This window comes from Brooklawnia cerclae, from assembly GCF_011758645.1.
In the GTDB taxonomy this organism is placed as follows: Bacteria; Actinomycetota; Actinomycetes; order Propionibacteriales; family Propionibacteriaceae; genus Brooklawnia; species Brooklawnia cerclae.
On the sequence record NZ_JAAMOZ010000001.1, the window covers coordinates 474,623 to 486,728 of the forward strand.

15 protein-coding genes and 4 tRNA genes are annotated in these 12,106 nt (G+C 67.5%); 15 read left to right on the forward strand and 4 right to left on the reverse strand.

What is annotated here, in order from left to right:
• Window positions 1–10: 10 nt before the first annotated feature.
• The gene (locus tag FB473_RS02260) at window positions 11–502 is read right to left on the reverse strand and encodes a YajQ family cyclic di-GMP-binding protein (RefSeq protein WP_167164449.1); all 492 of its coding nucleotides are present in this window, start codon (window positions 500–502) and stop codon (window positions 11–13) included.
• A 73-nt stretch (window positions 503–575) separates the two neighbouring features.
• Between FB473_RS02260 and FB473_RS02265 the strand changes: the two genes are divergently transcribed.
• A tRNA-Tyr gene (locus FB473_RS02265) sits at window positions 576–657 on the forward strand.
• A gap of 12 nt (window positions 658–669) precedes the next feature.
• Here FB473_RS02265 and FB473_RS02270 read toward each other — a convergent pair.
• Together FB473_RS02270 and FB473_RS02275 are read right to left on the reverse strand one after the other, a co-directional pair.
• On the reverse strand, window positions 670–1,152 hold the full coding sequence (locus FB473_RS02270) for a hypothetical protein (protein WP_167164451.1): 483 nt from the start codon (window positions 1,150–1,152) through the stop codon (window positions 670–672).
• A 14-nt stretch (window positions 1,153–1,166) separates the two neighbouring features.
• Window positions 1,167–2,087 (reverse strand): pseudouridine-5'-phosphate glycosidase, encoded by a 921-nt coding sequence (locus FB473_RS02275; protein WP_167164453.1) that lies wholly within the window; start codon window positions 2,085–2,087, stop codon window positions 1,167–1,169.
• Between the two features lie 133 nt (window positions 2,088–2,220).
• On the opposite strand from FB473_RS02275, the gene FB473_RS02280 reads away from it, so the two are divergent.
• The 6 genes from FB473_RS02280 to FB473_RS02305 all read left to right on the forward strand — a co-directional run bounded on the left by FB473_RS02280 (window position 2,221) and on the right by FB473_RS02305 (window position 4,648).
• Window positions 2,221–2,293, forward strand: a tRNA-Thr gene (locus tag FB473_RS02280).
• A gap of 32 nt (window positions 2,294–2,325) precedes the next feature.
• Window positions 2,326–2,398, forward strand: a tRNA-Met gene (locus tag FB473_RS02285).
• 88 nt (window positions 2,399–2,486) lie between these two features.
• Entirely contained in the window at window positions 2,487–2,657 is a 171-nt protein-coding gene (rpmG, locus tag FB473_RS02290) for a 50S ribosomal protein L33 (RefSeq protein WP_167164455.1), read from the forward strand.
• A gap of 43 nt (window positions 2,658–2,700) precedes the next feature.
• Window positions 2,701–3,132 carry an FAS1-like dehydratase domain-containing protein gene (locus FB473_RS02295; RefSeq protein WP_167164456.1) on the forward strand — a complete coding sequence of 144 codons (432 nt, stop codon included), beginning with the start codon at window positions 2,701–2,703 and terminating at the stop codon, window positions 3,130–3,132.
• The gene (locus FB473_RS02300) at window positions 3,129–3,542 is read left to right on the forward strand and encodes a MaoC/PaaZ C-terminal domain-containing protein (protein WP_167164458.1); all 414 of its coding nucleotides are present in this window, start codon (window positions 3,129–3,131) and stop codon (window positions 3,540–3,542) included. The genes FB473_RS02295 and FB473_RS02300 overlap by 4 nt, the downstream gene beginning before the upstream one ends.
• A 26-nt stretch (window positions 3,543–3,568) precedes the next feature.
• A complete protein-coding gene (locus tag FB473_RS02305) occupies window positions 3,569–4,648 on the forward strand; it encodes a UDP-N-acetylmuramate dehydrogenase (RefSeq protein ID WP_341770129.1) in 1,080 nt (359 codons plus the stop codon).
• A 6-nt stretch (window positions 4,649–4,654) separates the two neighbouring features.
• On the opposite strand, the gene FB473_RS02310 is transcribed toward FB473_RS02305, so the two are convergent.
• Window positions 4,655–5,851, reverse strand: coding sequence for an amino acid aminotransferase (locus FB473_RS02310; RefSeq protein WP_167164462.1), 1,197 nt, complete (start codon window positions 5,849–5,851; stop codon window positions 4,655–4,657).
• A 169-nt stretch (window positions 5,852–6,020) separates the two neighbouring features.
• Between FB473_RS02310 and FB473_RS02315 the strand changes: the two genes are divergently transcribed.
• The 8 genes from FB473_RS02315 (at window position 6,021) to FB473_RS02350 (ending at window position 11,910) form a co-directional block, all read left to right on the forward strand.
• Window positions 6,021–6,093: transfer RNA gene (locus FB473_RS02315), tRNA-Trp, on the forward strand.
• Between the two features lie 100 nt (window positions 6,094–6,193).
• Entirely contained in the window at window positions 6,194–6,745 is a 552-nt protein-coding gene (gene secE / locus FB473_RS02320; protein ID WP_376837265.1) for a preprotein translocase subunit SecE, read from the forward strand.
• An 18-nt stretch (window positions 6,746–6,763) separates the two neighbouring features.
• A complete protein-coding gene (gene nusG / locus FB473_RS02325; RefSeq protein ID WP_167164464.1) occupies window positions 6,764–7,600 on the forward strand; it encodes a transcription termination/antitermination protein NusG in 837 nt (278 codons plus the stop codon).
• 62 nt (window positions 7,601–7,662) lie between these two features.
• The gene (rplK, locus tag FB473_RS02330) at window positions 7,663–8,091 is read left to right on the forward strand and encodes a 50S ribosomal protein L11 (RefSeq protein ID WP_167164466.1); all 429 of its coding nucleotides are present in this window, start codon (window positions 7,663–7,665) and stop codon (window positions 8,089–8,091) included.
• Window positions 8,092–8,199: 108 nt separating this feature from the next.
• The gene (rplA, locus tag FB473_RS02335; protein ID WP_167164468.1) at window positions 8,200–8,907 is read left to right on the forward strand and encodes a 50S ribosomal protein L1; all 708 of its coding nucleotides are present in this window, start codon (window positions 8,200–8,202) and stop codon (window positions 8,905–8,907) included.
• Window positions 8,908–9,167: 260 nt separating this feature from the next.
• On the forward strand, window positions 9,168–9,812 hold the full coding sequence (rplJ, locus tag FB473_RS02340) for a 50S ribosomal protein L10 (RefSeq protein ID WP_167168899.1): 645 nt from the start codon (window positions 9,168–9,170) through the stop codon (window positions 9,810–9,812).
• 13 nt (window positions 9,813–9,825) lie between these two features.
• Window positions 9,826–10,212 (forward strand): 50S ribosomal protein L7/L12, encoded by a 387-nt coding sequence (rplL, locus tag FB473_RS02345; RefSeq protein ID WP_167164470.1) that lies wholly within the window; start codon window positions 9,826–9,828, stop codon window positions 10,210–10,212.
• A 462-nt stretch (window positions 10,213–10,674) separates the two neighbouring features.
• Window positions 10,675–11,910 carry a helix-turn-helix domain-containing protein gene (locus FB473_RS02350; protein WP_167164472.1) on the forward strand — a complete coding sequence of 412 codons (1,236 nt, stop codon included), beginning with the start codon at window positions 10,675–10,677 and terminating at the stop codon, window positions 11,908–11,910.
• Window positions 11,911–12,106 lie beyond the last annotated feature (196 nt).

Genomic DNA, 12,106 nt, shown 5'->3' on the forward strand with positions numbered 1-12,106 from the left:
CGGGTGCGGCTCAGCGGTAGTTGACGAACTGCACCGCGAAATCGAAGTCGGCCTCCTTGAGGAGGCGCTGCACGGCCTGCAGGTCGTCCCGCGACTTCGAGCTGACGCGCAACTCGTCTCCCTGGATCTGCGCCTTGACGCCCTTGGGGCCCTCGTCGCGGATCAGCTTCGAGACCTTCTTGGCGTCGTCTGGGCCGATTCCGTTGCGCATGCTCGCGGTCATGTGCCAGGTCTTGCCCGACAGCCGGGGCTCTGACGCCTGCACCGACTTCAGGTCGACCCCGCGTTTGACGAGCTTCGACTGGAAGACGTCCCAGATCGCCTTCACGCGTTCCTCGCCGTTCGCCTCCATCGCGATCTCGTCCCCGGACCACGCGATGGACGCCCCGGTCCCCTTGAAGTCGAACCGCTGGCCGACCTCACGGGCGGCCTGATTGAGCGCGTTGTCGACCTCCTGACGGTCGACCTTGCTGACGATGTCGAAGGTGCTGACGGATGCCATGAAACCCATCCTGCCCGATTTCCCGAAGAGAGGGAGGTTTGCTAGTGTTGCTCGTCGCTGGCCCAGCCAGCATGGCAGGTTGCCCGAGCGGCCAAAGGGAGCGGTCTGTAAAACCGTCGGCTCAGCCTACGATGGTTCGAATCCATCACCTGCCACCCTCATTCGGGTCAATCGGCCTGGTCACGTCCCAGTACGCGGACGGTGATCCGGCCGCTCGGCCATCCGAGGTCGAGATAGACGGATTCGTCGCGCGTCTCGGCTGCCTCGGCCTGGACGGTGCCCGACCAGCACTGTCGCGCGAGCACGCCGAGGCTCGCGGGCTCAAGACTCTGCGCGAGCACCACGGTGCCGTCCGCGAACCCCAGCCGCGCTATTCCCGAGCGCGCCGACGGGCGTACGTAGCGTAGCGGTACCTTCCGCGCCACCATCGTCGTGAGGTGGGCCGCCATGGCCGTCACACGTTGGGGTAGGTCCTCCTGCTCGATCCGTGCGAAGGCCGCGGCCAGCGCCGCGTCGTCGAGCGGGTCCAGGCGCATCGTGCCCGGCCGCACGGCACGTCGCGAGCGGGCGACGGCGAGGCAGGTCAGTGTGATCGCCAGGACGACGGCCACGATCGCGATCCCGGCGACGACCACACCCCACCCCACCATGGACGGCCTGCGCCTCAGTCGGTGTACCGGGGCGTGGTCGCCAGCGCTTTGGCGACCTGCGCCGCCAGCGAGACGTTGCGCCGGTAGATCTCGGTGTTCGCCTGCCAGATCTCCCCGCCGGTGGCCTCTTCCAGGCTGACGAGCAGCACCTGGGTGTCGTCCTCGCCTCCGGCCGCGTACCTGGCCGCGATCTCCGCCGCCTCACCGAGGCGTTCCTCGTAGTCGCGCACCTCCAGCTCGGAGCTGATGGGGTTGGCGACCAGGAGCGCCTGCTGAAGGCCGAGCTCGTCGCGGGCGCGGGCGATGTCGGCGATCTCCCCGGGGGTCTCGACGCGATAGTCCACGGGGTAGCCCGAGTCGGCCACGTAGAACCCGGGGAAGCCGTTCGTGCGGTAGCCGAGGACGGGGACGCTCAGCGTCTCCAGTCGTTCGAGGGTGGCCGGGAGGTCGAGCATCGGGCGGACGCCGGAGGCGACCAGTACCACGGGATGTCCCGACAGCGCCGTGAGGTCGCTGGATTCCTGGAGCGGGTTCGTCCAGGCGCTGGCGCGGTGCACGCCGCCGAGCCCCGTGGTGGCACAGACCTGAATGCCGGCGCGGTGGGCCAGGTGCATCGTCGCGGCCAGCGAGGCCCCTCCGTTGAGGCCCTTGGTCTCGACGATCGGCAGGTCACGGATCGAGACGCGCCGGGCCGAGCGGTCGTCCGCCAACTGTGCCAGTTCGTCGTCGCTCAGCCCTACGACCGCGTCCCCGCCTACCACACCCATCGTGGCGGGGATGACGCCACCGGCGAGCAACTGCTCCTGGGCGGCGAGGGTCGCCTCGAGGTTGCGGGAGTGGGGGAGTGCGTGGGTGACGAGACTCGTCTCGAGTGCGACGACGGGGTAGCCGTTGTCGAGGGCGTCGCGTACCAGCGGGCTGAAGCGGATGGTCACGTATTCCTCCAGAATCGAGCGGCGGTGAACTGCATCGATTCTTGCGCACCCTGGGGCGTGGGGGCAGTGATCGCGGTCCACGGGTTCGATTTGAGTCCACAGGCCATGGTCCGATACATTGGTTCGTCGGCTGGCCCCGATAGCTCAGTAGGTAGAGCGCATCCTTGGTAAGGATGAGGTCCGCAGTTCGACTCTGCGTCGGGGCTCTGTTGTGGGTGTGTGGTTGACCCCAACGTCCGGCGGGATAGCTCAGGCGGTAGAGCAAGCGGCTCATAATCGCTGTGTCGCGGGTTCGAGTCCCGCTCCCGCTACAATCCCGCCAGGGTTCGGTGATCGCCGAACCCTGGCGCTATCATTGTTCGACGTGCCCATTGGCACCGGAACCCGAAGAGGATCATCATGGCCAAGAAGGCGCAGGACGTCCGCCCGAAGATCACCCTCGCCTGCACGGAGTGCAAGGAGCGCAACTACATCACCAAGAAGAATCGGCGCAACACGCCCGATCGTCTTGAGTTGAAGAAGTTCTGCCCGCGCGAGGGTCGTCACACCCTGCATCGCGAAACCCGCTGAGGCACGATCCCGGCGGGTCGCGGCTGTGGGCTAGCGTGGGGGAGTGCCCATCACCTCAGACCACGTGGGACGCAGCTACCCGGCCACCCCGGCCTATCGTGTGAGCCGCGCCAAGATCGCCGAATTCGCCACAGCGCTCGGGGACCCCAACCCGGCGTATTTCGACGAGACCTCACCCATCGCTCCACCAACTTTCGCCGCGGTGATAGCCGCGCAAGCATGGGGCGCGGTGTTCGAAGACCCCGAGTTGGGCCTGGCCCTCCACCGCACGATCCATGCCGATCAGAGGTTCGACATCGTCCGCCCGCTTCGCGAGGGGGACGACGTGGTCGCCAGGCTCACCATCGAGAAAGTTCGTAACCGGGGCAACACCGACATGGTGACCATCGCCGTGGCGTTGTCCACGGCGGAAGGTGAGGAACTCGGCACCGCGACGAGTCAACTCATCCACACCCGCCCGCAGGAGGAGCGATGAAGCCCTCCGACATCTCCGTAGGCATCGAGTTGCCGCCCCTCGACCTGCATCTGACCAGGTCGGACGTCGTCCGCTATGCCGGTGCGTCCACCGATTTCAATCCCATTCACCACAGCGACCGCATGGCTCGCGCGCTCGGCCTGCCTGGCGTCGTCGTGCACGGCATGTGGACGATGGGGGCGGCCCTGCGCATCGTCACCGACTGGGTCGGTGATCCCGCGCTGGTCACGAGCTATTTCGCGCGATTCACCGCACCGGTGGCGGTGCCCGACGACGACACCGGGACGACCGTCCAGGTGAGGGCGCGGGTCGTGGCCGTCTCGGACGGCGTGGCCACGATTGCCCTCGAGGCCGACCACGACGGGCACAAGGTGCTCGGCGCCGCCCGGGCGGAGGTGCGGTTGCCGTGAGCGAGGATTCCTGCAGTCTCGAACGCGTGTCGGCCGGCCTGCCCGGACGCGAGCACGCGCCCTCGTCGTCCCTCGCGGAGCACACCACGTTCCATGTGGGCGGGCCCGCGCGGCACCTGGTCCGTGCCACGACCGAGGCCGAACTGGTCGATGCCGTTCGTGCCGTCGACGAGGCGGGCGAGTCGCTGCTCGTCCTGTCGGGCGGATCGAACGTGCTCGTGGGCGACGAGGGGTTCGACGGCACGGTGGTGCTCGTGGACACCCATGGCCTGGACGCCGAGGTCTCCGGCTGCGGGGGTGCGCTCGTGCGCGTCGCGGCGGGCGAGACGTGGGACGACGTCGTCGCGTTCACCGTCGATCAGGAGTGGGCCGGCATCGAGGCGCTCAGCGGGATTCCCGGCCTCGTCGGGGCGACGCCCATCCAGAACGTGGGAGCCTACGGGCAGGAGGTCTCGCAGACCGTGGCCCGCGTGCGCACGTGGGACCGCCAGGCCGGCGAGTACCGCACGTTCGTCGCCGACCAGTGCGGTTTCGGGTATCGGGAGTCCGTGTTCAAGAGATCCCGGCGCCCCGATCAGGCGACGGGACGATACGTGATCGTCGAGGTCACGTTCCAGTTCCGGCTGGCAAGCCTGTCCGAGCCCGTCGGGTACGAGCAACTCGCTCGCGTCCTTCGTGTGGAACCGGGCACGCGGGTGGATTCCCGGCGGGTGCGCGAGGCCGTCCTCACCCTGCGTGGCAGCAAGGGGATGGTCGTCGATCCGGACGACCACGACACCTGGTCGGCCGGCAGCTTCTTCACCAACCCGATCCTGTCGGCGGACCAGGCCGCGGCCCTGCCGGCCGACGCCCCGCGGTTCCCGCAGCCCGACGGCCGGTTCAAGTCGTCGGCGGCGTGGCTCATCGAGCATGCGGGGTTCGGCAGGGGCTACCCCGGTCACGGACCCGCCCGGCTGTCGAGCCGCCACGTGCTGGCCCTGACCAATCAGGGTGGGGCCAGGACCGCGGACGTCCTCGCGCTGGCGCGAGAGGTGCGGGAGGGTGTACAGGCGCGCTACGGGATCGCCCTGGAGCCCGAACCGGTGTTCGTCGGCGTCGCGGGCTGACCGCGCTTAGACGACAGCGGCGATCGAGCGCGCGACGCGGTCCACGTTGGAGGGGTTGAGTGCGGCGACGCAGATGCGTCCCGCGTCGGTGCCGTAGACGCCGAACTCCTCGCGCAGCCGCGCCATCTGCCGTGCGTCCAGCCCTGAGTAGCTGAACATCCCCACCTGATCGGTGATGAAGGACATGTCGTCCGGCACGCCCGCGCCGGCCAGGCCCTGCACCAGCGCCCCGCGCATCTGCTTGATGCGGTCGCGCATGCCGGCCAGTTCCTGCGTCCATGCCAGACGCAGTTGCGGGTCGCCGAGCACGGTCGACACCAGCAGGGCCCCGTGGGTCGACGGGCTGCTGTAGTTCGTCCGGATGACGACCTTGACCTGCGAACGCACCCGTGCCGCCTCGTCGGCGTCCGCGCAGACGATCGACAGCGCTCCGACGCGCTCGCCGTAGAGCCCGAAGCTCTTGCTGAAGGAACTCGAGCACAGGAAGGAGTCCGTCCGGGCGGCGAAAGCCCGGATGACCGCCGCGTCCTCCTCGAGCCCCTGGCTGAAGCCCTGGTAGGCCATGTCGATGAACGGCACCAGACCGCCCGCGACGACCACGTCGATGACGCGGTCCCACTGGTCGGCAGTGAGGTCGTAGCCGGTGGGGTTGTGGCAACAGGCATGCAGGACGACGATCGTGCCGGCCGGCGCCGCGGCCAGGTCGGCCAGCATGCCGTCGACGTCGATGCCGTGTGCCTCGGGGTCGTAGTAGCGGTAGCCGCGCACGGTGAAGCCCGCGCGGGTGAACAGCGCCCGGTGGTTCTCCCACGAGGGGGTGCTGACCAGGACGGTCGCCTCGGGGCTGAGCTGGTGGAGGAAGTCCGCGCCGATCCGTAGCGCTCCCGTGCCGCCCAGCGCCTGGGCGGTGACGACCCGGTCGTCCATGACGGCGGGGGAGCCCGGCCCGAAGACCAGCTCCTTGACCTCGCGGGTGTAGTCGGGCAGCCCGTCGATGGGCAGGTAGCCCTTCGGCCGGTGCTGACCCGCCAGGGTCTGCTCGGCGGCGTCGACGCACCGCAGGAGGGGCAGCGATCCGTTCTCGTCCTGGTAGACGCCGACGCCCAGATTGACCTTGTCGGGCCTGGGATCAGCGATGAATCGCTCGGTGAGCCCCAGGATGGGGTCGCTCGGGGCCGGCTGAACGGTGGAGAACATGGACATCGGGCGCACCTTTCGACGCGGACAAGGGTACAGCGGTTCGGCGGCCGGTTGTCGCGACCGGTTTCGGTTCGCGTTGTCGCTGGCGACCGGGTATGCTTCAAGTCCTGGTGGCTCGCACCACCGTCAGACTGCGCCCGCAGGCAGGGCCCGAAGGCGGGGTGGGGCCTGTAGGGCAATAGCTCAATTGGCAGAGCAGCGGTCTCCAAAACCGCAGGTTGGGGGTTCGAGTCCCTCTTGCCCTGCGAAGCGGCTGCGGCTGCTGCGGCACAGATCGCGAGCCGGGCCGGTTGCAGACAGTACGGCATATGGTTCACGGCACAAGGCATCGGCGAAGGACGATTTGTGGCTCAGAGCAGCAGGCGCCCGGGACGGCACAGCGGTTCCCGGGGCGGCGAGGATCGGCGCGACGGCGTCTCGGATTCCGAGGCGACCGAGTCGTTGACCCCGGACGGTGAAGCGCTCGCCCGCGGCGACCTCGCCGATCCCCCGGTCGATGTCGTGGACCAGGTCGACGATCAGACCGCGGAGGAACTGACCGAGACCGGCGATGACGACGAGACCGCCGACGAGGAGCAGTTGGACGACGCCACCGAGGAGGCCCGTGAGGCTGCCTCGAGCGTCCCGAAACCGGTGAGGCGCAACCAGACCGTCGCGCCTGTGCGGAAGACGAAGCCGACGCCGAAGCGTGACGACGCCCCCGCGAAGCGGAAGCGGACGACCCCGGTCGCGTTCACGAAGCAGTCGGTAGGCGAGTTGAAGAAGGTCGTGTGGCCCTCCGCGAGCACTGTTCGACAGTATTTCCTGGTCGTTCTGGTGTTCGTGTTGTTCATCATGGGAATCGTGGCCGGTCTGGACGCACTGTTCGGCTGGCTGCTGCTCAAGGCTCTCGGCTGATCACGAAGGAGGAGACACATGGACACCGATCCCGTTGACGAGCTTCACGAAGAGGTCGAGATCGACCTCGACTCCGGTTTCGAGGATGATGAGCCGGCCGCCTCTGACGAGGTCGCCATCAACCTCGATTTCGACGACTTCAGTTCCACGAACGAGGACGACGGCGTCGAGCTGAACCTCGATCTCGGCGAGGACGAGGCCGCGCAGGACGACCAGGACGCCGATGCGGACGAGACCGACGAGGCCCTGGAGAAGGCTCTCGAGGAGTTGCGCGCCGAGCTTCGCACCAAGCCCGGTGACTGGTATGTCGTGCACACCTACTCCGGCATGGAGAACAGGGTCAAGCAGAACATCGACGCCCGTGTGGTCACCCTGAACATGGAGGACTACATCTACGAGACCCTCGTGCCCACCGAGGAGGCCGTCGAGATCCGCAACGGGCAGAAGAAGACCGTCACCCGCACGTTCATGCCGGGATACGTGCTCGTCCGGATGGAACTGACGGACGAGTCGTGGGCCGCTGTGCGTCATACCGCCTCGGTCACCGGTTTCGTCGGGCACGCGAACCAGCCCGTGCCGCTCGACATGGACGAGGTGGAGCGCATGCTCACCCCGTCCGTGCAGGCCAAGGTGGCTGCCGCGGGGCAGACGCCGACCAAGCGCCGCAAGAAGGTCGAGGTCGTCGACTACCAGGTGGGCGATTCGGTCACGGTCGTCGACGGCCCCTTCGCAGGGGTGCATGCGACGATCACCGAGATCAACCCGCACAACCAGCGCGTGAAGGCCATGGTCGAGATCCTGGGTCGGGAGACCCCGGTAGACTTGACCTTCGCCCAGGTCCAGAAGGTCGTCTGACCCCTCTGGGCGGCGTGCCCCTGGGGTACGCGACATACACAGATTGGAAAAAGGACCCAAACATGCCTCCCAAGAAGAAGGTGGCGGCGATCGTCAAGATCGCCATTCCCGCGGGCCAGGCGACCCCGGCCCCGCCGGTCGGTACCGCTCTCGGTCCGCATGGTGTCAACATCATGGAGTTCGTCAAGGCGTACAACGCCCAGACGGAAGCCCAGCGTGGCACCATCGTCCCGGCGGAGATCACGATCTTCGAGGACCGGACGTTCACGTTCATCACGAAGACCCCGCCCGCGGCCGAGCTGATCAAGAAGGCAGCCGGTGTGCCGAAGGGCTCGGGCAAGCCGAACAAGGAGAAGGTCGGCAAGCTCACTCGCGACCAGGTTCGCGAGATCGCCGAGGCCAAGATGCCCGACCTCAACGCGAACGACGTCGAGGCCGCCATGAAGGTCATCGAGGGCTCCGCCCGTTCCATGGGCATCACCGTCGAGTGACGCTCCCCGCGGGCACCGCCGTGTCCGCTCCGATTCCCTGGCAGGACCGTGCGATCCGGACCAGGACCTGGTGGATCAGCCCGCGAGGCTGACGGAAAGGAACCAGACATGAAGCACAGCAAGCGCTATCGCGCCTCGGAGGAGTTGGTGGATCTCACCCAGCTCTACACTCCCGAGGAAGCCATCTCCGTCCTCAAGAAGTTCCCCGCGGGGGGCTTCGACGAGTCCGTCGAGGTGTCCATGCGGCTCGGCGTCGACCCCCGTAAGGCGGACCAGCTGGTCCGCGGCACGGTGAACCTTCCCCACGGCACTGGCAAGACGGCACGGGTCCTCGTCTTCGCCCAGGGCGCCAAGGCTGCGGAGGCCACCGAGGCGGGAGCCGACGAGGTTGGCTCCGACGAGTTGATCGAGAAGGTGGCCGGCGGCTACCTCGACTTCGACGCCGTCGTCGCCACTCCCGACCTGATGGGCAAGGTCGGCCGGTTGGGCCGCGTGCTCGGCCCTCGCGGCCTGATGCCGAACCCCAAGACCGGCACTGTCACCATGGACGTCACTAAGGCCGTCAGCGATATCAAGGGCGGCAAGATCGAGTTCCGGGTCGACCGGCACTCGAACCTGCAGTTCATGGTGGGCAAGGCCAGCTTCTCGCCCGAGGCGCTGCTGGCCAACTATCAGGCCGCCATGGAGGAGGTGGCCCGGTTGAAGCCCAATACCGCCAAGGGCCGCTACGTGCGCAAGATCACGCTGTCCACGACGATGGGCCCCGGCATTCCGGTCGACCCCGTCGCGTCCAAGCCGGCCGAACAGATCGCCTGAGCAAGGCAGACGGTGCTCGCCCCGTCCCCGATTTTGCCGGGGGCGGGGCGAGCGCGTATTGTGGCTAGAGCCGTAGACCGCTGGTAGCCGAGCTTCAAAGTCCGTGAGGACGCCCGCGCAGGTAACCAAAGCCCGTTGGGCGTCATGGGGAGTGACTCATGGTGCTCGGTGCCCCGGAGACCTGCGTCCCGGGGCTTTTTCATTGCCCGGGTAGCTCCCATGTGGTCGTCGGCTCGGAATGGAAGTGGGAAGGAGACCCAATGGCGAGGCCTGACAAGGCGGCCGCGGTCGAGCAGCTGACAGACGAGTTCACGTCGTCCAATGCGGCTGTGCTGACCGAGTACCGCGGACTCACCGTCGCGAACCTCAAGGACCTTCGCCGGTCCCTCGGTTCGGACGCCAGCTACGCCGTTGCGAAGAACACCCTGACCCTGATCGCGGCCAGGCAGGCCGGCATCGATGGACTCGATGACGTGCTGCACGGTCCGACGGCTATCGCCTTCATCAAGGGCGACGTCGCACAGGTTGCCAAGGGGCTGCGTGACTTCGCAAAGGCCAATCCGCTTCTGGTCATCAAGGGTGGCGTTCTCGAGGGCAAGGTCCTCAACGCCGATCAGGTCAAGACGCTCGCCGACCTCGAGTCGCGCGAGGTGCTGCTCGCGAAGCTGGCTGGTGCCATGAAGGCTTCGCTCAGTACTGCGGTTGCCACGTTCGCGGCACCGCTCAGCCAGGCCGCCCGGCTTCTGGGCGCTCTGGAGACCAAGGCCGAGGCCGATCCGTCGGTCATCGGTGGCGCCGGCCAGGCGACCGCCGAGCCCAACCAGGAGCCTGACGACGCCGAGGGCGCCGTCATCGAAACCGCTGAAACCACTGACGCGGCGCCCGACGCTGCATCGAACGAGTAGGAAGGACGCCGACATGGCGAAGCTGAGCACCGAGGAGCTCCTTGACACCTTCAAGGAGATGACCCTCATCGAGTTGTCCGAGTTCGTGAAGGCATTCGAGGACGCCTTCGACGTCAAGGCTGCGGCTCCGGTCGCTGTCGCCGCTGCGGCCCCGGCTGCGGCTGCCGCCGCCGAGGAGGTCGAGGAGCAGACCGAGTTCGACGTCATCCTCGAGTCCGCGGGCGACAAGAAGATCGGTGTCATCAAGGCCGTTCGTGCGCTCACGAGCCTCGGCCTGAAGGACGCCAAGGATCTCGTCGAGTCCGCTCCGAAGGCGGTCGTCGAGAAGGCCAAGAAGGAGGACGCCGAGAAGGCGAAGGCGGCCCTCGAGGCGGAAGGCGCGACTGTCACCCTCAAGTGACGCGAGCCGCTCCGGCAAAAGAACTACGGCAATGGGTGGGACCTGGGTGAAGGTCCCACCCATTGCCGTAGTGGGGGTGGGCAGAGGCTACCGCGGTCCGGTAGCCCTCAGGTTCGGATCACGGCCAAGGGCCGAGGGACAGGGGTCCGATCCTGATGGGAAAATCGCTGATCTGGCTGGAAGAGGCAGCGGACGCTGCCTTGGTCTCGTCGGGTGCGGCCGTCGCCTGCGCGATAGGCAACATCGTCACACCTACAAGGGCTGCTGCCGCAACGACCCGGGCGATCCTGGGCTTTTGCATCGGTGCTCCTCATTGACTGGTAGGCGATATCTGTCGTACTGACTAGACAGTAGACACAATTTGACTAGTGTGTCAATATGATCGCGACAAGTTCTTGGAGATCGGTCAAACGATGATGGGGCCGATAGTTGACAAGGGTCTCGGCGAAGGGAGCGACCGTCATGCCTGCGGTAGGTGAACGCATCCGGGAGCTGCGAATTGCCCGCGGGCTCTCGCAGGCCGAGTTGGGAAGCGGGCGATATTCGGGCAGCTACATCTGTCACATCGAGACGGGGCGCAGGCGTCCGAATACCGAGGTGCTCGACTTCCTCGCGGAACGCCTGGGGTTGGACGCCTGGGAACTCGACCCTGACAGTCAGGAGGCGGCCGACGCCGACATGGTCGCGCTCCTGGCGAGCGCTCGGCGCCTCGTGCGAACCCGGCAGTGGGACGAAGCGGCGCGCATGGCGACCAGGGCGTCGGTGATCGCGGCCGGTGCAGGCCGCGAGATGCGCCGTTGGGAGGCCGACCATCTGGTCGCCCAGGCCCTCATGTCGGGTGGCCGGTACGACGAAGCCGCGGAGCTCGCTGCTGGTTTGGCAAGGCGTTCCTCGGTGGTGGGAGTGGCTGATCTGAGGGTCGAGGCCCATATCCTCGCCTCGCGCGCCCATCGCGCGTCCGGACGCCTGGCGGACGCGGCCTCGGAGGCGAGGGCGGCGTTGGCCGAGGCTGATCAGATCGATCCCGGACTGCTGTCGTCCGCGATCGTCGCGCTGCTGGCCGCCCTGGAAATGGCCGATTCGCCGTCCGACACCTCCGAACTGGAGACCCGGCTGGAGGGTCTCGTGGACATCCTCGACCCGTCGGACGCCTCGCAGGCCGCCTGGGCACTGGGAAACCTGGCGTTCGGCCGCGGTGACACCGAGGCCGGGATCGTCTGGCATCGCAGGGCGGGGGAGCTGTGCGACCCGCGGGCCGAGCCACAGACCTGGGCGCGGATCCTCCAGGCGACGGCCTACTTCCTCGTGCAGTCGGGCGGCGACCTGTCACTGGCACGGCGCTTGTTCGAGGATTCGCGGCCGCTGGTGACACTGCTCGGAAGCCCGGGTGACCGGGTCGACATGCGCCTGGTGCAGGCGCGCCTCGATCTGCGAGGCGACGATCCGGAGGCCGCGGAGCGACTGTTGGACCATCTCCTGGGCGAGACAGCGACGCTGGACGACGAACGGCTCCGCGGCGAGGTGCTCGAATCGCTGGCGGAGGCGCGGGCGGTGCTCGGCCGCGTGGACGAGGCGAGGGCGGCGTTGCGGGAGGCCGCCGGCGCGTTCGAGGCGGCGCAGGCGCCGGTACGGGCCCTTCGGCTGTGGCACCGGTACGCAGAGTTGGAGTCTCCCGGAAACTGTTGTCAGCGGAATTGACAGATCGGGTCAATCTCTGTTGGCATTGAGATCTCGACGACGGGCCGGGAAGCTATCCCCCGAGGCTTCCCGCTCGTCGTCGGGTTGGCCCTGGGGTGGGACGTCATGATGCCCCACCGGGGGTGCCCGGCCGCATCTGTCCGAGGTATGTCATTCTTGACGAGGCGCCGGGTTTTGGTGCAATGTGCTGCTGCCG

Excerpts from the sequence above, each read along its gene's own strand:
- FB473_RS02260 (WP_167164449.1), bottom strand. The coding sequence starts at position 502 with ATGGCATCCGTCAGCACCTTCGACATCGTCAGCAAGGTCGACCGTCAG.
- FB473_RS02270 (WP_167164451.1), bottom strand. The coding sequence starts at position 1,152 with ATGGTGGGGTGGGGTGTGGTCGTCGCCGGGATCGCGATCGTGGCCGTC.
- rpmG (WP_167164455.1), top strand. The coding sequence starts at position 2,487 with ATGGCCAAGAAGGCGCAGGACGTCCGCCCGAAGATCACCCTCGCCTGC.
- FB473_RS02300 (WP_167164458.1), top strand. The coding sequence starts at position 3,129 with ATGAAGCCCTCCGACATCTCCGTAGGCATCGAGTTGCCGCCCCTCGAC.
- FB473_RS02310 (WP_167164462.1), bottom strand. The coding sequence starts at position 5,851 with ATGTCCATGTTCTCCACCGTTCAGCCGGCCCCGAGCGACCCCATCCTG.
- nusG (WP_167164464.1), top strand. The coding sequence starts at position 6,764 with ATGGACACCGATCCCGTTGACGAGCTTCACGAAGAGGTCGAGATCGAC.
- rplK (WP_167164466.1), top strand. The coding sequence starts at position 7,663 with ATGCCTCCCAAGAAGAAGGTGGCGGCGATCGTCAAGATCGCCATTCCC.
- rplA (WP_167164468.1), top strand. The coding sequence starts at position 8,200 with ATGAAGCACAGCAAGCGCTATCGCGCCTCGGAGGAGTTGGTGGATCTC.
- rplJ (WP_167168899.1), top strand. The coding sequence starts at position 9,168 with ATGGCGAGGCCTGACAAGGCGGCCGCGGTCGAGCAGCTGACAGACGAG.
- rplL (WP_167164470.1), top strand. The coding sequence starts at position 9,826 with ATGGCGAAGCTGAGCACCGAGGAGCTCCTTGACACCTTCAAGGAGATG.
- FB473_RS02350 (WP_167164472.1), top strand. The coding sequence starts at position 10,675 with ATGCCTGCGGTAGGTGAACGCATCCGGGAGCTGCGAATTGCCCGCGGG.